Below are 18,139 nucleotides of genomic sequence, written 5' to 3'. Positions count from 1 at the left end.
TATGCCCCTTTATTTGATTTATTCTTCGGTGGATTGCACGTGCTCAGCAATGAGCTTCTGCTTCATATTCCAGGCCGCAGGGCTGATATTTACACGGTAAATCTCAGGATTGAGTTTACGCAAATATTCCGGCCAGAAGAGATCCATCTGCTCGCGGTGATAACTGCGAATCTCATCCAGGGTAGGCAGTTCATACACTTTGCGTCCATTCACAAAGATCGGTTCCAGCATGTTCACTGCTTCGTAGCGGGTTACCGTCTTTTTCAGATAAGGGTGTAGCGGGTTGAACAGCTTGAGCGGCCCGCCCTGTAGCGGTTGCTCTTCTCCTGGATAGCAGATATAATCTGCAATCGCCTTGCCATGTTTCGGATCAATGATCCGGAAAACTTCTTTTTTACCTGGTGTGGAAACTTTTTCGGGATTCGCCGAAATTTTGATTGTAGGCAGCATGGCACCGTCCACTTCACGCTCCACCAATTTGTACACGCCACCCAACGAAGGCTGGTCAGAAGCGGTAATTAGCTGTGTACCCACTCCCCATGTATCAATGCGAGCCCCTTGCGCCTTAAGGTTAAAAATCGTATTTTCATCCAGATCGTTGGAAGCTACAATCTTGACGTAATCCAGTCCGGCGTCGTCCAGCATCTGCCGAGCTTGAATGGATAGATACGCAAGGTCCCCGCTATCCAGACGAATGGCGTTCATCTTTTTGCCTTGGCTCTCCAGCTTCTTGGCGGTCTTGATTGCATGAGGAACACCACTGTTCAATGTATCAAAGGTATCCACAAGCAGTGTCACTTGATCTGGCAGCACTTTGGCATAGACGTCAAACGCCTCCTGCTCACTCATGAAGCTCTGCACCCATGAATGGGCATGTGTCCCTGCTGTCGGAATTCCGAAGCGCTCTCCAGCCAGCATATTGGACGTTGCATGGAAACCTGCTACATACGAGGCACGCGCTCCCCAAATGGCCGCATCCGCTTCCTGTGCCCGTCGTGTCCCGAATTCGAGCAACGTGTCCTGACTTGCCACCTGTTTGATCCGGGAAGCCTTGGTTGCAATTAACGTCTGATAATTCATGAAGTTAAGTATCGCCGTCTCCACCAGTTGTGTCTCCATAATGGAGCCTTCTACCCGAATGAGCGGTTCATCAGGGAAAACGAGCGCCCCTTCCTTCATGGAATGAATCGTCCCCTGAAATGAAAACTGGAGCAACTCTTCCAGAAAGACCGGATCGTAATTCTCCTCTTGTTTGGATAAATATTTGATGTCCTCCATCGTAAACCGAAGCTGGCTGATATAATTCACAATGCGTTCCAATCCGGCAAATACGGCATATCCGTTGCCAAAAGGAAGCTTGCGGAAATAGGCTTCAAACACCGCTTTCCGTTTGTGAGTTCCATTCACCCAATGGGCGTACATCATATTGATTTGATATTTATCCGTATGTAAAGCCAGGCTAGTCGTCTGCATTTGTCTCATCCTCTCTGACTTCCGCTTGTGCCGGCAGGTCTAGCCTGCAGACACGGGTCAACATGTGGAGACTCATTGCTCATGATTCATGATTCTGGTTAACGTACCATTGCATAAGTCTCCGGTTTATTCCTATTCACCATATTCCCCAGCAACATAACTCTCGTTAAACAGGATATGATCACAGGTTCATTTACAGATTCAAGCCTGCGAGAACGGTATCGCTCGCTTTGACTACCTGAGCCCCAAGGCTAGAACGAAAATGTCCAAGCGCCCAATCATGTCCCGGTTGATTGAAGCTCGCCACGGCGTCTTCATATACCGTTATGTGAAAACCTTTATTATAAGCATCCACTGCCGTGTGCAGTACGCAAATATCTGTACATACCCCGATCAGTGCAATGTCTGTTATTCCACGTTCACGCAGCCGCAGCTCCAGATCTGTACCACAGAATGCGCTGTATCTTGTTTTATCCATCCAACGAATCTGAGATTCCCGTTCTTCCATAACCTGGGCCAGACGACCATAAAGCTGTCTTCCCTCCGTACCCCTGATGTTATGGGGCGAAAAAAGGGCAGTTTCCGGATGGTAAGGATCATTCTCGTCATGCGAGTCCACAGCCATAACAACCTCATGCTTGTTATTGCAATAAGCCTCCGTTATCGCTGCAATCGTCTCCTCAATCTCCACAGCAGGCTGGCCTACAGGCAACGAACCTGTCACAAAATCACGTGTAAAATCGATTACAATCAGTGCTTTCATCGTCCACACTCCCTTTTTGAGAATAGGTTGATCCTGATTCAATCCATCATGATTCGCTTGCGAATTAAGTATAGATGGAAAGACGAGGTACAAGCTCGGTAAAACGGTACAACTGCGCCGGACGCTGTGAGTATTGATTGGAGCTTAGCAGGTTGCCCTCCTCATCCCGAACCTCTTCCACAATGCCTTTGCGGCTGCGTGTTGAAGTGATTTTCCGAATGAAATTCGGTTCTTCAAAGTCAGGTACAACACTCTGAATCACTTGGTATAACTCGCTTAGTGTAAAATCACGAGGCAGGAACTGTCGTGCAATTGTCGTTTCCAGCATTTGCTGCTGAATACGCCGGTACGCATCTTCTATAATCGTGCGGTGATCAAAGGCAAGTTCGAGCTCCTGCAATGCTTCCTGAATCGTAAACAATCCAACATCCTCAGCATCATCCGCCGCCTGACGGTGTTCCAGCATCCATTCCTCTACCAGTGCAAAAAACGCATGTGAGATAATCCATCCTCTGGGGTCACGCCCAGGCTGACTATATACATTCAAATACTCCAGATGTCCGCCGTCCACACCTGTCTCTTCCATCAACTCGCGCTTTGCAGCACCATAGATGGATTCATTTTCCTGACAAAATCCACCTGGCAACGCCCATCTTCCCGCAAAAGGCCAACCTTTGCGTTTGATCAGCATGACCTTCAACTCCCGGATGGGGAGTGTCTTGGTTACGGTCTTGCGCTCCCGCTTGGTCAAGGTGAACATGACGATATCCGCGGGAACACCATCGGGGGTACGATATTTCTTGGAACTATAGGCACGTGCTGCCTGTTCATCGCTTTCAGTATTGAATTGTTCGTAGTTTTCGCTCATGGGCACCACCGACTATTCTCATTTTGATATTTTCATTATGACATAATAATATCTTTTGTCAACCTTGAGATTCCGTGTTTTGCGCTTTTACTCGCGCTATACGGAATGTAGCTGTTGCCATGCACCCCAACGTACCAGATGCATCCCGGACCTCAGATTGTGCCGTCACACTACGCCCCGCTTGATGCAGGATCGTTGATGTCACGATTAATTCCCCTTGTTTCATGGGTGCCAAGAAATGCACATTCAGATTGGTGGTCACACAACTGTCTACTGCCATTGCGGCTGTAGCTACCATACCCATCGACTGATCCATGAGAGATGTCAGCACACCACCATGAATAATCCCCATGGAGTTGGTGTGATGTTCACCCGCTGTCAGCGCGATCTGTACTTCTTTTCCGTCGCCTTTAATATAACGACAACCGAGAAAGCCCCAAAATCTTCCGTTTCCTTCTTCAACCATTTTGTCCAAAATACCCATTATTGATTTCCCCTTTAGTGCACTTTAAGTATAAAGCCCATGATGTATGTTGTTTTTAAATAATGATATTTCCAGCATTGCTTCTCTTCGTAGTTGATTTAAAGTGCTTCGTCATTATATAAAGCCTGCTCTTACGGAACAGGTCTTATCCAGTGAAGTTGTCTTGATCAATCCACCACAGAAAATAACCCCACCAGGTCGAGTCTTAGATGATCAAAAAAGGCGCGGACTGCGTCCGCACCCTTCCGTTCACTTACCCGCAGCTGGTTGGAGGTGAATCCGTACCTGCCTCCACGTTCACTTTCTCGGAGACGGTATCCCGAATTACAGAAATAACAAGCTGAAGCAAATAATTGATATCGCTTTGACTTTGCTGGAATTCCGTAACCAGTGGAATGCTGTCCATCTCTTCCTGCAGATCCTCAATTTCCTGTTCGATTTTGCTGACCATATCTGCATTTTTGAAGCTTTCAAAAGCAACGATTTCCTTTTGTTTTTTCTTGATCGTTGCAATCAATTGCTGGATGCGTTCATGATCACGAATTTTGGACTCAGCCTGTTGGAACTGTTTAACTTCCTCGCTCGTTCCAAGCATATCAGCCAATTCTTTGGCTTTTCCCATAATGTCGTCGCGTATAACCAGATTGCGCGTATCGTAGGTAGGCATTCCATAATCGTTGTACTGCACTTCTTCCTGCGCCACTCGAAATCGCTCCATTCTATGAGATGATATAAGATGAAACGGATGAATAATATTAGAGTCGGACAACTGCTCCATGCCCGCTACGGCTACGGATCGTTCTTTCGATCGCTGTTGTCCCCAAATTTTTCTGATTGAATTTTAACGGTTAAAATTTGGGGACAAAGGCGAACGCTACGCTTCTACAGAATCGATTCCGTTTCCTTCGCTACTTTCGCTGTCATTCCAAATTCTAATATCCCAACATCCGATTTCATCTTATTAGGTTTGTGTATTACTGATTGGCGGCTACTGGCTCTGAGAGCAGATTGCCCCGAATATAGAAAGTCATTGGATCGGTGATTTCCACATGCACAAAAGTACCGATCAAGTCTTTAGGTCCTTCAAAGTGTACCAGCTTGTTGCTGCGTGTACGTCCTGCCAGAACATTGGAATTCCGTTTGCTCTCACCTTCGACCAGCACCTCAACAACCTTGCCGCGCTGCTTCTCATTGCTGCTATGGCTGTATGCATTGATCGTCTCGTTCAAGCGTTTCAAGCGTTCCTTCTTCACGTCCATCGGCACGTTATCCTCCATCACCGCAGCAGGTGTACCTTCACGCGGAGAGTAGATGAATGTATAGGCAAAGTCGTAGCCGACTTCCTTGACCAGTGACAGCGTATCTTCAAACTGTTCTTCCGTCTCCCCCGGGAAACCAACGATAATATCAGTGGTTAACACGACATCTGGAATTGCAGTTTTAATTTTGTCAGCAAGCTTCAAGTAGTGTTCCCGACTGTACTTGCGGCTCATACGTTTCAGCACTTCCGTGCTGCCAGACTGCACAGGCAGATGGATATGTTCCACTAGGTTCCCGCCCTTTGCAAGCACCTCAATCAGATGATCATCGAAGTCACGTGGATGACTGGTTGTAAACCGAACCCGTGGAATATCGATTTTTCGAATATCATCCATCAGGTCACCGAAGCTGTACTTCAGATCCGTGAAGTCCTTGCCATAAGCATTGACGTTCTGGCCGAGCAGCGTAATTTCCTTGAAGCCTTGTCTTGCCAGTTCGCGAACTTCGGCAATAACATCTTCTGGACGTCGACTGCGCTCTTTCCCCCGTGTGAACGGGACGATACAATATGTACAGAACTTGTCGCAACCATACATAATGTTCACCCAGCCGCGCATGCCCTCACGTTTTTTCGGTAGGTTCTCAATGATGTCGCCTTCCTTGGACCATACCTCAACAACCATTTCTTTACTGAACAGCGCTTCCTGAATCAGATGTGGCAGCCGATGTACGTTGTGTGTACCAAAAATCATATCCACAAAGCCATGCTTCTGCATGATCCGGTTCACGACGCCTTCTTCCTGCGACATACAACCACACACACCCAGCAACAAGCCTGGACGTTCGGTTTTCAGGGTTTTCAGATGGCCCAGTTCACCAAACACTTTATCTTCCGCATTTTCCCGAATCGCACATGTGTTTAACAGAATGATATCTGCCTCTTTGCGATCCTCGGTAGCCTGATAGCCCATCGATTCAAGTAATCCTTTAATAGTCTCCGAATCATGCTCATTCATCTGGCATCCATACGTATATACGATATAGCGTTTGCCTTTCCCCACGTTTTTCAGTTCAGCGGGTACGGCCGTTTCGTAAAGCACCTGAACGTCTTCCTTGCCCCGTTGTTTCTCCTGACGATGATTGGGTTCCGACTTGATGTTAATCTCCCGGCCCCGGATTCTTATCTTTTTGCTGAATTCATCTTGCGAAATTACTTTGGCATCGGAGAAATCAAAATATTGGGAGTAATCCTTTTTTGAGTCTTTAGCCATTTCCTTCGGTCACTCCTTACAGCCTCTATTAATAAAAATTCGTTTTTTCATCTTGTTTCACGTGATTTGCACGCTTTATACATCAAAAGAGCATTACAGCAAATTATAACATGAATTGGGCTGTAGTTCCACATCCAAAGCCGCTGCCCCTTCACCTATCCCGAAATCTGCGCAGGTCTGCTGAACACCCCAAAAACACACAAAAACCTGAGCTTACCCTTAGGTCGATTGTAGTCGACGCTGTGGATATACTCAGGTTTATAGGTTCATTCAAGCCGCTAGGATCGCGCCTGAAGATTGTTCCATGTGATTAGTCGATGATTTCAGCAGTATCGCCGTTACGAGCGCCAGCTGCATTAGCTTCATCCGTATCAATATGCATGTCCAGTGCAAAGGAATCCGATACACGAGCCAGTACATTTTCCAGTACCAGACCACGATCTCCACCCAGACGGACTTTCAGCAATTGTTTGTCCTCAATACCCCATTTAGCAGCATCAGAAGTATGGAAGTGGATGTGACGAGCAGCAACGATAACACCTTTATCAATTGTAACTTCGCCAGCAGGTCCTTTAATCGTGATACCTGGAGTACCTTCGATGCTTCCGGATTCACGTACAGGTGCCTTAACACCAATAGCGAAAGAGTCTGTCATCGAGATTTCCAGTTGTGTTTCCGGACGAACAGGTCCAAGGATACGCACTTTATCAAACTGTCCTTTCGAACCAATAACCGCTACTGTTTCGTTAGCAGCATATTGCCCAGGTTGGGACAGAGGTTTAAATTCAGTCAATTCGTAGCCTTTACCAAACAAAATTTCAACGTGCTCTTGAGATACATGAATGTGACGGGCAGATACGCCCACAGGTACTGTTTTGCTCATTTTGAATTTCACTCCTTGTTTATCTATGGCCTGTAGCCAGGCTCTTAACAATCCTATGGTATTATACCCCTTTTTGAAGTGAAATGAAAACGAACTGCTGAAAATTCATGAAATACACTTATTTTGCAATCATTAATCCCCTGCATTTGGTAAATTCGTCTGAACATGTGCGACTTTTGCTTCCATCTCGTTTTCTTCAGGGACCTACAGCTTCATCATTTTAAATGTTCCATCTTCAAATTTTTCTCCGGCAAGTTTTCTCCTAAATAACTCATCGCATTACCCCACATCCAACCACGAACCAGTGATTCGTCGTAGTGCTTGAGCAGAGTATTGATCAGCTTTGGATACTGCCCGGTATGTTCAAGGTTATGGATATACGTAGGAATTCCGTCAAAATCAGACCCCATCATCAGATGATGCTCCCCACCCAGAGCACATATCCGCTCAATATGAGGCAATAGATCTTCAATACACACTTCGCCTTCCTGCTTCACAAACCAAGGTACAAACGTCAGTCCGATACGACCTTCCCGAGCAATAATGGCCCGAATCTGATCATCTTTCAGATTACGCACATGCGGGCATATGGCGTAACTGTTGGAATGCGAAGCGATAAAAGGGCGTTCACTAAGGTCAGCAAGCTCCCAGAAACCTTCCTCGGTCAGATGTGAAACATCCAGCAGCATGCCGATTTGGTTACAAAGGTGAACCAGCTCCCTGCCCTTCTCGGTTAGTCCCGCCCCACGTTTCTCCAAAACACCATCAGCTGCCCAATTGGCATAGTTCCAGGTAAGTCCAACGATCCTCACACCCATTTGATAACACAACTCCAGATAAAAGAGGTTGCCTTCCAGTCCATCGACACCTTCAAGTGTAAGTAGCCCCCATGGTCTGTCCGTCTGCTCTACCTGCGTAAGCTGTTCCCGCCATAATAATGTATGTGTACCTTCAGATCGTTCTTTGGTTATCTCCACTCGTTTGCGGTAGATGTCCAACTGCCCCATCACATGTTCAAACTTGCCTCTGCCAAGCACTTCGGGCAAATAGATTGCAAAGGCCTGTAAACCAATGTTGCCTTCCCTCAGGCGTTCCAGATTCACATTCAGTTGTGAAGCATTTTCAAATGAAAGGCTAGGGTTCATCAGCATTTTACTCAAAGCATCACAATGAAAATCGGCTACTCGCCAGTTGTGCATCACAATCTCTCCTTCTACACGGTTATGTTATGTAATAAAACGCAAAAAAAACCTGTCTACTTCGTAAACAGGTTCAATGCATAAGTGCATGTATTATCTGGGCTCCACAATCAGCTTAATGGCCGTTCGGTCCTCGCCGTCGATCACAATGTCTGTAAAAGCTGGAATACAAATCAAGTCAACTCCGCTTGGTGCTACAAATCCCCGGGCTATCGCTACCGCTTTAATGGCTTGGTTCAGTGCTCCCGCTCCAATTGCCTGCAGTTCAGCATTTCCACGTTCACGAAGAACCCCTGCAAGAGCGCCGGCTACAGAATTAGGATTGGACTTTGCTGAAACTTTTAATACATCCATGGTAAGTACCTCCCTGGGAATGTTGAATGTTTGTTTCCACTTAATAGATGTTATTCGCGGGAGGCAAAAAAATTCCTTCTTTTTAGACGGGTTTCCCTTCAAATTGGGACAATACCCCTATTCCATGCGCCACTCGTCCTCCATCAGACGAATTTTTTCAATGCGTGTTGCAGCACCTGTGGCTTCATCAATCTCCACAAATACACCGTGGAAATGCCATTTGCCATCATCCACAACAAATCGTACCGGAAGCTGGGTGTAGAACTTGCGAAGCACCGCTTCACGCTCCATGCCTAATATGCCGTCACGCGGCCCTACCATGCCTGCATCAGTTAAATAAGCTGTTCCTCCTGGCAAAATACGATCATCGTTGCTCTGCACATGTGTATGTGTACCTACGACCAGCGATGCACGTCCATCCAGATGCCAGCCCATGGCAATCTTCTCTGACGTTGCTTCGGCATGCATATCGACCAGAATGCATTTATGGTCTTGACGCAGTTCATCCACAATTTCATCAGCAACGCGAAATGGACAATCCAGAGCGGGCAGGAACGTCCGCCCTTGCAGATTGACAATCGCTAGCTCCTTGCCTTCTCCTTTGACTACGGTGTATCCACGCCCTGGTGTTCCTGGAGGAAAGTTCGCAGGACGAATCATACGTGGCTCATCATCTATAAAATCAAATATGTCCTTATTGTCCCAGGTATGATTACCAAGAGTGATGCCATGCACACCCCAGTTGAAAAATTCATTCGCAATTGCCCCGGTGATTCCCCGGCCTGCCGCTGCATTTTCCCCATTTACAATGACCACATGTGGCTTATACTTCGTTTTGAGGTAGGGGAGGTTCTCCTTCAATGCCTTACGCCCCACGTTCCCCACAATATCACCAATAAACAAAACTTTCATGTTACTGCCTCCTTAATCCCTACCAAGCGGAACCTTCTTCAAAGCATCCGAAACTTCGCAGGACCTCTATCTCTTGCTCACCAATTTTATTATGAAAATGCCTTTTAACAGGCTATCAACAGGAAAAGTGGCCCACTACTGCGGCCACTTTTCCGTAATGCTCTATTTTGCGTATTCAACCGCACGGGTTTCCCGGATGACGGTGACCTTGATGTGACCCGGATAATCGAGTTCGTTCTCGATCATCTTCGTGATGTCACGCGCGAGGCGGAATGCTTCAGCATCATCGATTTTCTCAGGCTGTACCATAACGCGAACTTCGCGTCCGGCCTGAATTGCATACGATTTCTCGACACCTTCGAACGATTCCGAAATCTCTTCCAGCTTCTCCAGTCGTTTGATATACGTTTCCAGCGTTTCGCGGCGTGCGCCTGGTCTTGCTGCGGAAAGCGCATCTGCTGCACCAACCAACATGGCAATAACCGAAGTCGCTTCGCAATCCCCGTGATGGGACGCGATACTGTTGATTACAACCGGATGTTCTTTGTATTTCTTCGCTAGTTCCACGCCGATTTCGACGTGTGATCCTTCCACTTCGTGATCCAGCGCTTTACCGATGTCATGCAATAGACCTGCACGTCTTGCCAGGGTTACGTCTTCTCCGAGTTCGCCAGCCATCAATCCAGCCAGATAAGCGACTTCCATCGAATGTTTCAAGACGTTTTGACCATAGCTTGTACGGAACTTCAACCGGCCCAGAATTTTAATTAAGTCCGGATGCAGACCATGCACGCCCACTTCAAAGGTAGCTTGCTCACCGTATTCACGGATACGCTCATCCACTTCTTTGCGGGATTTCTCCACCATCTCTTCAATCCGTGCCGGGTGAATACGTCCATCAGCCACCAGTTTTTCGAGGGCAGTACGGGCGATTTCACGACGAATCGGGTCAAAGCCCGACAGAATAACAGCTTCTGGCGTATCATCAATAATGAGGTCAATCCCGGTAAGGGTTTCAAGCGCACGGATGTTACGTCCTTCACGACCGATAATCCGGCCTTTCATTTCTTCATTTGGCAAAGTAACAACGGATACCGTTGTCTCCGCCACGTGATCAGCCGCACAGCGTTGGATGGCGAGTGTAATAATCTCGCGGGACTTTTTGTCCGCTTCTTCCTTCGCTTGCTGTTCAATGTCCTTGATCATTTGAGCCGTCTCATGACGAACTTCCTGTTCTACGTTGGACAGTATGATACTGCGTGCGTCTTCCATAGTGAGGTTGGATATGCGCTCCAGCTCCGTCACCTGGTTTTTGTAGATCATCTCGATCTGCTGCTGTGTCTCATCAATTCGTTTCTCTTTGTTAGCCACTTGCTCTTCTTTACGTTCGAGTGATTCCAATTTTTTATCCAGCGACTCTTCTTTTTGCAACAATCGTCTTTCTTGTCGTTGAATTTCGTTCCGACGTTCACGAGTGTCTTTTTCAGCTTCGGCGCGAATGCGATGGATTTCATCCTTCGCTTCCAACACCGTTTCTTTCTTCAGTGCTTCTGCCTCTTTCTTCGCGTTCTCCACGATTTGTACGGCAGCTTCTTCCGCACTGGAGATCTTAGCTTCTGCAAGAGATTTGCGAATAAAATATCCTACTCCGAACCCAATGAATAGCGCGGCTGCAACGAGAGCGATCGTGATTGCAGGATTCATACTGTTCACCTCCTCGTTGGTTCCTCCAAGGCATTCCTTGGGTCAATTTGCAGTTTTCAAGCCTAACATATTTTTGGGAATAACGAATACTCACGGCGATCCCCCGCCGATTTTCATTTCAAGTGTACATGTTGCCACGTACTATTCACCGTCTCCAGCGAACCCATAATCATGAATGGTATAAATCTTAAAAAACAGAAACCGCTTTTTTGGAAGGAAAAAGGGTTGTCCATTTCTTACAGACTCATGTCCATTTTAGTATTTGACGAAAGAAATTGTCAAGAGAATGCAGTATAGTGAGTACAGTCTGCTAATCCCATAACAACGCTTCGTCTTCTTCGGGGTCCCCCGCCTCGTCTTCTTCAATTAAACAATTCACGACCCGACGCACCATATCCATGGAAAAACCTCGTCGCATCAAGAAGGGAAGCGTTTTACGTTTCTTCTCCTTGATGTCTCCTTTGACCTGATTCCATTTTTTTCGTCCGGCGGTTAGAGCTGTCTCAAATTCCGTATCCGTACTTACACCTTCCAGTGCTTCAGCAATCAGCTCATTGGCAATGCCCTTCTGACGCAGCTCTTGCCTTATCCACAGTTTTCCCTTCCGCTGGCCCTCCATACGCTGACGAGTCCATTCCTTCGCAAACAGTTCGTCATCGACCAAATTCTCCCGCTCAAGCCGATCCATGGCCTCTTCAATCAACGGTGCAGCAAACTCTTTCTGACGAAGCTTCTGACTTAATTCGTGGCGTGTGCGGGGTTTATGCTCCAGAAATCGCAAAGACTGCACATACGTCCGCTGTCGCTCGTCAGCTACTATGATATCTTCCAAGTCCTTTTTCAGAAACGTATTTCCCCGGGTCATCCGATATTTAATCATTACATCTTCAAGCACCGTGATCGAATATAAACCAAAGGTAATTCGGTAACGAGCTTCCCTGCTCTTCGTTCGTTCAACTCGTGTAATGGTAAGTTCTTCGTTATCCGGGAATTGGGAGATTCCCTCCAGCTCGGCTTCTTCATATAAATCATCTTCATGTTGATCCATTTCGGTCTCCCCTTCCATGTCATTTTGTGTGTCTGTGAACTGCACGGCCTAACTGACAAGTACATAGCAAATTAAAAGACTTCCTCGGATACGATTAGCACATCTCCGACGGAGATAACACAGCTACACTGAATACGTTTAGCGTATCTTCATAGAGACATCAGACGCTAATACAAAAGGCCGGAAACAATATCCGGCCTCTCCCTAACAGTAAACGTGCCAACAGCCCCTGCCCATTCGGACAGAGGCTGTTGGACAGCGCGAGCGCACACACCATACCCCAAGCTAGATCGAGCCAAGCTCAATCAGACAAGCTTTGGGAGTTCAGAGGGCAACGCCCTCTAGGGCCCTTCCTACAAGGGAGGGTTACTCGTTAATTTCAAATAGTTCTTGTTCTTCTGCTGCTTCTTTTTGTTGCTCTTCGCTAGTTGGCGCAGGAACTGCAGTAGTCAAGTTACTGGCTACACGAATTTTTTGTTCAATGATTTCAGCAATATCTTTATGCTCTTTCATGAACTGCTTCGCGTTCTCACGGCCTTGTCCTAAACGCTCACCTTCGTATGAGTACCATGCACCACTTTTATTGACGATGTCCAGCTCTGTACCAATGTCAATGATACTGCCTTCTCTCGAAATACCCTCACCGTACATGATATCCACTTCCGCTTGTTTAAACGGAGGTGCTACTTTGTTTTTCACCACTTTAATACGCGTACGGTTACCAATCATGTCATTTCCTGATTTGATACTCTCAATACGGCGTACATCCAGACGTACCGTGGAATAAAATTTCAGGGCACGACCACCTGGTGTTGTTTCTGGGTTACCAAACATAACCCCGACCTTTTCACGAAGTTGGTTGATAAAGATCGCGATCGTTTTGGATTTACTGATTGCACCAGACAGTTTACGCAGTGCCTGAGACATCAGACGCGCTTGCAAACCGACATGGGAATCACCCATTTCGCCTTCGATTTCTGCTTTTGGTACCAATGCAGCCACAGAGTCAATAACGACAATATCCACAGCACCACTACGTACAAGAGCTTCTGCAATTTCAAGCCCTTGCTCACCCGTATCTGGCTGAGACAGAAGCAATTCGTCAATGTTAACACCAAGTTTGCTTGCGTATTGTGGGTCAAGAGCATGCTCGGCATCGATAAATGCAGCTTGTCCACCCACTCTTTGTACTTCAGCGATAGCATGCAATGCTACGGTTGTTTTACCAGAAGATTCAGGTCCATATATTTCAACAATACGGCCTTTAGGCAAGCCGCCTGTTCCTAATGCAATATCCAAAGCCAAGGAACCGCTGGGTATAATTTCCACATTCATGTGAGTCGACTCACCCAGTTTCATGATGGATCCTTTACCAAATTGCTTCTCTATTTGACGGAGCGCCATATCAAGCGCGGCACGACGGTCTGACAATAAGCTCACACCCTTTACTGTTTATAAGATAATGATACCTTGTTTTAACACGTTTGCCAAGCTTTTTTTCGAACATACATTCGTTTTTTTTGCAAAGGCCGAGGCGCCTCTTCCTCAAGGAAACTTTCCATTAAACAGAAAAAAGAACCGTAAACAAGGCTGTAGAGCCTGATTCTACGGTTCTTCCGTCTTCCTTTATTATACTTGTTTGCCATGGCAAATGCAATCCGAACTGTGACTAGTCCATCTCCACAAGCTTGCGCCACAAACGGTAAAGAATCGCTTTCGCTGAACGGATCCGAACCGTCTCCCGATTGCCATTAATGCGCAGTTCATGAATTTCTGTCTCTTTACCACGTTGGGCCAGAGCGATGAAGACAAGTCCTGGCGGTTTGCGTTCGGAATAACCAGGTCCCGCTACACCTGTCACTGACAGACCGAAGTCGGCATCCCCAATCATGCGAATCTGCTCTGCCAACACTTTGGCGACTTCCGGACTCACTGCGCCCGGTGCATCTTCACCTTCCAGATAGGAATGCGGCACATGGAGCAGCTTTTCTTTAATTTCATTGGAGTAACATACAATTCCGCCCTTAAGCATCGACGCACTGCCAGGAACTGATGTCAGACTCTGCATGACGAGCCCTCCTGTGCAGCTCTCAGCCGCGCTAAGGGTCAAACCCATATCAGACATCATGGTAACAATTGTGTACTCTATAGGCACATCCTCGTTCGCGTAGAGATGCTCTGGCAATCGTTCCCGAATCTGAACTTCCATTACATCCAGCTTCAGCTTTGCCTCACTCTCACTTGGAGCCTTTGTAGATACACGTACCGTAACTTCTCCCTCACTTGCATAAGGAGCAATGGTAGGATCTGTCTGTGTATCAATCAGATCAAGGAGTCGGTCTTCCAATGCCGATTCGCCAATTCCTGCAAACTTCAGCATTTTCGAGTAGATCGGCATTTCTTCTGTCAGTACATGCTGGAACAACCAAGGCTTAACTTCCTGTTCAAACATAGGAATTAGCTCTTTCGGTGGTCCAGGCATCACTACATAATGCTTGCCATTGTCGGAAATTGCATTTCCTGCGGCAAGGCCTGTTTCGTTCGCCAGCGGTGTCCCGCCTTCTATAACGATCGCCTGACGACGATTGTTTTCGGTCATGTCTACATTGCGATCTCGGAAGAAGCTCTCGATTTTGTCCATGGCCATTCGATCTATATGTAGCTTGCGGTTCAAGACCGCCGCAATCGCATCCTTGGTCAGGTCATCCTGTGTAGGACCGATGCCCCCAGAAAATAAAATGACGTCTGCACGACCCTGAGCGATGCGAATGGCGTCACTAAGTCGATTTAGATTATCACCAACCACCGTTTGGAAATATACATCAATCCCGATCGCAGCCAATTCACGGGATAGATATCTGGCATTGGTATTCACAATTTGTCCAAGCAACAATTCTGTGCCAACTGCAATGATTTCTGCCTTCATTCAGCATCCTCCTGTACACGTGGTGAGTGATCAAAGGGCAATAGGATAATTTCCTATTGCCCTTCGTACAAATGATTTCTTCATGCTTCCCCATTTAACCTTAAAAACGTTACGCTTTTGATAAATGAAGCAAATTTTTGTTTTTGATAAAGTAATCAATGCCTGACCAAATCGTAATAATCGCTGCAGCCCAAACGGCGATAACGTCCATGTGAATACCCGTGAATGAGAACGGGAAATTATTCAACAACAGCAGCACAATCGCCACAATTTGCACGACGGTCTTCAGTTTGCCCCAGGCACTTGCCGCAACAACCGAACCATCCAATAATGCAATCTGACGCAAGCCAGTAACCGCAAACTCACGACTAATAATGACCACAGCAATCCAGGAATCCAACTTGCCCATTTCCACAAGCGAAATCAGCACCGCAGTAACCAACAACTTGTCAGCCAGCGGATCAAGCAATTTCCCCAGGTTGGTGACCATATTATTTTTCCGCGCCAGATAGCCGTCAATTCCATCCGTGCTTGCTGCAATGATAAAAATGACAGCAGCAATCAATTGATTATACGGAAGCGATAAGCTTCCCAATTGCAACGGCTCTGGATAGAACGGAAAATCTACGAGCAGGAACACCATCAAAAAAGGGATTAAGCAAATTCGTGCAAGCGTAATCCGGTTGGGTAAATTCACAAGACGCCCTCCCTCTTATCCTCCATTACTCCAAACATTCATCTTAATCCCGTATTCATCATCCGGAACATGAAATTTACAGTTTCACTGTCAATCAGCACTAAAGTGCTCTCACTATGTAAAAACGCAAAAAATAAAGTCAACCGTTCAAACGCAAAACCGTTTTAAACGTTCCGGTGACTTCAGAAGATGTACTGCTTTTCACAAAGTCAGCAAACGATGATGACTGGACTTTGATGCTTATCTGCCAGCAATGCACACTTAGTATAATATACGCCAATTGCAGTGTCAAAAAACATGCCTAGCTACAAATGAGGAGATATTACTTAAAGTTTGTATATTGAAGATCCAGAGGTAGATTGGCACCGTTCAACAACTGCATAACTGCTTGCAAATCATTCTTACTTTTACCTGTTACCCGGAGCTGATCTCCCTGAATCTGACTCTTCACTTTCATCTTGGAGTCACGAATCAGAATATTAATTTTTTTAGCGATATCCTGATCAATCCCCTGCTTGAAATTCAAACGCTGGCGGACTGTACCTGAAGAAGCCGGCTCTACTTTTGCATAATCAATGTTTTTTAAAGGTAAACCTCGCTTAGCCATCTTGGATTGCAGCACATCGATAACAGCCTTGAGTTTGGTCTCATCATCAGATACGATCGTTAACGCATCCTTATCCAGTTTCAGACTGCTCTTGCTGCCCTTGAAGTCATAACGCGTGCCAATTTCCTTTTCCGTTTGTGTAACGGCATTTGTCAATTCCTGCAAGTCCATTTTGGACACGATATCAAATGAATTTTCTGAACTCAAACCAGTCACCCTTTCAGTTAATCATATGTTCTGTAACATTATAGAGGATACGCCAAGCAAAAGTCTAATTTTATGAGGTTTTTCAAAATAAAAAAGCATTTTTGGCTGCCACTGAGATGGTTGCCAAAAATGCTTGCCGTGCGGCTGCCATTCTAATAACGGCTGCGATTAGGCTGTCTGAACATGTCGAGCACACCCAGAAGCACATGTGCAAGTCCAAAACCCAAAATTCCGTAACCCCAGGCAGTTGGAGTCAAGTAATAACCCAGGAGGCTGACAATGATCCCCAAACCTGTTACGATCCAGCTGACTGTCACAGCCATCCACCTCACTTCACCAAAAGTTGACTGCAAGTTAAGACAAGGTTAGTGTCTCCCGCAGAAACTTTGGTTATTCGCCGCTAGTGCCGGTGTTTCCTTCGGTAGTGCTTCCTGTTTCATTCGTCGTAGTGCCTTCAGTACCTGTGGAGGACGTATCCTCACCAAGTCTTAACCGAATGCGGTTTGTCGCTTTCCCGTCTGTCACAACCTGCCCTGCAACCTCAATCGTGGTCGCTGCAGCGTAACCGGACTTAATGTACATTCCTGCACTGTCCAATTCAAAAGTATAACTGTCTCCCTCAGCGGTGTTGCCGTACTCCAACTTTTCTCCACTAGAGTTCTCACCCTTGTATACTTCCAGCCAACTATGCCCCGTTGCTTTAATCGTAACCGTCACAGGCTGCCCTGCACTGCCGTTTACTTTGAAGTTCGTAATATTGCCTGATTTTCCGTCTTCAGCAACAGTTACAGAAGCTGGCGGATTATCCGTTGGATTCTCTTCATTTTCACCCGTCGTTTGCCCATCCGTCTGTCCGTCAGTCTGCCCCTCTGCTGTTCCGCCACCGTTACCGCCTGCTTCGCCTTCATTCGTTTCTCCGCTACCTGATTCATTGGCTGGAGGATTAGAAGCTTGGCCATTATCTGTAGGCTCATCCGGTTTATCTTGAGGTTGCTGCTGGCTGTCTGTGATCTTCGTCTGATCCAGCCCTTGTGTATCCGAATCATCCCTGTTCATCACTACATACACGTACAACAGCACAAGAATTAATACCGGAAAAGTCCACATCAGCGCAACAGACATCCAGCGGTTACTGCGCTCTACCGGGCGGCTTGAACGCTTTTGAATAACCGGCTCCATGGTTGCTTCCGTTTCTTCTGCAGGTACATCTTTCTTATGTCCCTCCAGCAGCTCATCAGGATTTAGTCCCACCGTTTCCGCATAGGTTTTGATAAATGCACGCACATAGAAGCTACCAGGCAGCACTTTGTAGTCTCCTGCCTCTATTGCCTCCAAATACCTCTTGCGAATTTTAGTCATTTCCTGTACATCGTCAAGACTCATCCCTTTTTGCAGCCGGGCCTCTCTTAACTGCTGACCCAGTTCAGACATGCCATCTCCTCCTTATGTTTATCTCTATGGTTGTTGCTTATCTATTTCATGA

At 46.6% G+C, this 18,139-nt stretch carries 18 protein-coding genes; all 18 read right to left on the bottom strand.

The features are described 5' to 3' along the window. Positions 1–18: 18 nt before the first annotated feature. On the bottom strand, positions 19–1,473 hold the full coding sequence (locus tag AC3ITG_RS12045; protein ID WP_063566350.1) for a nicotinate phosphoribosyltransferase: 1,455 nt from the start codon (positions 1,471–1,473) through the stop codon (positions 19–21). 193 nt (positions 1,474–1,666) lie between these two features. Next, positions 1,667–2,236: a cysteine hydrolase family protein gene (locus AC3ITG_RS12040; protein ID WP_489253822.1), complete on the bottom strand. Its 570-nt coding sequence runs from the start codon at positions 2,234–2,236 to the stop codon at positions 1,667–1,669. 64 nt (positions 2,237–2,300) lie between these two features. Then, entirely contained in the window at positions 2,301–3,104 is an 804-nt protein-coding gene (locus tag AC3ITG_RS12035) for an NUDIX hydrolase (RefSeq protein WP_413377585.1), read from the bottom strand. A 58-nt stretch (positions 3,105–3,162) separates the two neighbouring features. After that, the gene (locus AC3ITG_RS12030; RefSeq protein ID WP_489253821.1) at positions 3,163–3,588 is read right to left on the bottom strand and encodes a PaaI family thioesterase; all 426 of its coding nucleotides are present in this window, start codon (positions 3,586–3,588) and stop codon (positions 3,163–3,165) included. A gap of 253 nt (positions 3,589–3,841) precedes the next feature. Then, positions 3,842–4,306, bottom strand: a complete 465-nt coding sequence (locus AC3ITG_RS12025; protein WP_413379580.1) for a YlbF/YmcA family competence regulator — start codon at positions 4,304–4,306, stop codon at positions 3,842–3,844. A 256-nt stretch (positions 4,307–4,562) separates the two neighbouring features. Further along, positions 4,563–6,119 (bottom strand): tRNA (N6-isopentenyl adenosine(37)-C2)-methylthiotransferase MiaB, encoded by a 1,557-nt coding sequence (gene miaB, locus AC3ITG_RS12020; RefSeq protein ID WP_489253820.1) that lies wholly within the window; start codon positions 6,117–6,119, stop codon positions 4,563–4,565. A 310-nt stretch (positions 6,120–6,429) separates the two neighbouring features. Beyond that, positions 6,430–7,002, bottom strand: coding sequence for a phosphate propanoyltransferase (gene pduL / locus AC3ITG_RS12015; protein WP_053783855.1), 573 nt, complete (start codon positions 7,000–7,002; stop codon positions 6,430–6,432). A 215-nt stretch (positions 7,003–7,217) separates the two neighbouring features. Next, on the bottom strand, positions 7,218–8,201 hold the full coding sequence (locus tag AC3ITG_RS12010) for a dipeptidase (protein WP_489253819.1): 984 nt from the start codon (positions 8,199–8,201) through the stop codon (positions 7,218–7,220). A 93-nt stretch (positions 8,202–8,294) separates the two neighbouring features. Further along, positions 8,295–8,555 carry a stage V sporulation protein S gene (locus tag AC3ITG_RS12005; protein WP_007430104.1) on the bottom strand — a complete coding sequence of 87 codons (261 nt, stop codon included), beginning with the start codon at positions 8,553–8,555 and terminating at the stop codon, positions 8,295–8,297. Between the two features lie 117 nt (positions 8,556–8,672). Further along, positions 8,673–9,467 carry a TIGR00282 family metallophosphoesterase gene (locus tag AC3ITG_RS12000; RefSeq protein WP_024630289.1) on the bottom strand — a complete coding sequence of 265 codons (795 nt, stop codon included), beginning with the start codon at positions 9,465–9,467 and terminating at the stop codon, positions 8,673–8,675. A 162-nt stretch (positions 9,468–9,629) separates the two neighbouring features. Then, positions 9,630–11,171 carry a ribonuclease Y gene (gene rny / locus AC3ITG_RS11995; RefSeq protein ID WP_053783853.1) on the bottom strand — a complete coding sequence of 514 codons (1,542 nt, stop codon included), beginning with the start codon at positions 11,169–11,171 and terminating at the stop codon, positions 9,630–9,632. Positions 11,172–11,481: 310 nt separating this feature from the next. Continuing rightward, positions 11,482–12,219 (bottom strand): regulatory protein RecX, encoded by a 738-nt coding sequence (locus tag AC3ITG_RS11990; protein ID WP_489253818.1) that lies wholly within the window; start codon positions 12,217–12,219, stop codon positions 11,482–11,484. 366 nt (positions 12,220–12,585) lie between these two features. Beyond that, positions 12,586–13,650: a recombinase RecA gene (recA, locus tag AC3ITG_RS11985; protein ID WP_053783851.1), complete on the bottom strand. Its 1,065-nt coding sequence runs from the start codon at positions 13,648–13,650 to the stop codon at positions 12,586–12,588. Between the two features lie 238 nt (positions 13,651–13,888). Continuing rightward, positions 13,889–15,145, bottom strand: coding sequence for a competence/damage-inducible protein A (locus tag AC3ITG_RS11980; RefSeq protein WP_489253817.1), 1,257 nt, complete (start codon positions 15,143–15,145; stop codon positions 13,889–13,891). Between the two features lie 109 nt (positions 15,146–15,254). After that, positions 15,255–15,842: a CDP-diacylglycerol--glycerol-3-phosphate 3-phosphatidyltransferase gene (gene pgsA / locus AC3ITG_RS11975; protein WP_063566359.1), complete on the bottom strand. Its 588-nt coding sequence runs from the start codon at positions 15,840–15,842 to the stop codon at positions 15,255–15,257. Positions 15,843–16,164: 322 nt separating this feature from the next. Continuing rightward, positions 16,165–16,656: a YajQ family cyclic di-GMP-binding protein gene (locus AC3ITG_RS11970; protein ID WP_017689115.1), complete on the bottom strand. Its 492-nt coding sequence runs from the start codon at positions 16,654–16,656 to the stop codon at positions 16,165–16,167. A gap of 152 nt (positions 16,657–16,808) precedes the next feature. After that, positions 16,809–16,979, bottom strand: a complete 171-nt coding sequence (locus tag AC3ITG_RS11965; RefSeq protein WP_157258470.1) for a hypothetical protein — start codon at positions 16,977–16,979, stop codon at positions 16,809–16,811. Between the two features lie 67 nt (positions 16,980–17,046). Further along, positions 17,047–18,087, bottom strand: a complete 1,041-nt coding sequence (locus tag AC3ITG_RS11960; RefSeq protein WP_413377569.1) for a RodZ domain-containing protein — start codon at positions 18,085–18,087, stop codon at positions 17,047–17,049. Positions 18,088–18,139: the final 52 nt, after the last annotated feature.

Source organism: Paenibacillus sp. GL_099_B (assembly GCF_057835695.1).
The sequence above is the reverse complement of the archived record's forward strand: the minus strand, read 5'-3'. Positions and strand labels throughout refer to the sequence as shown.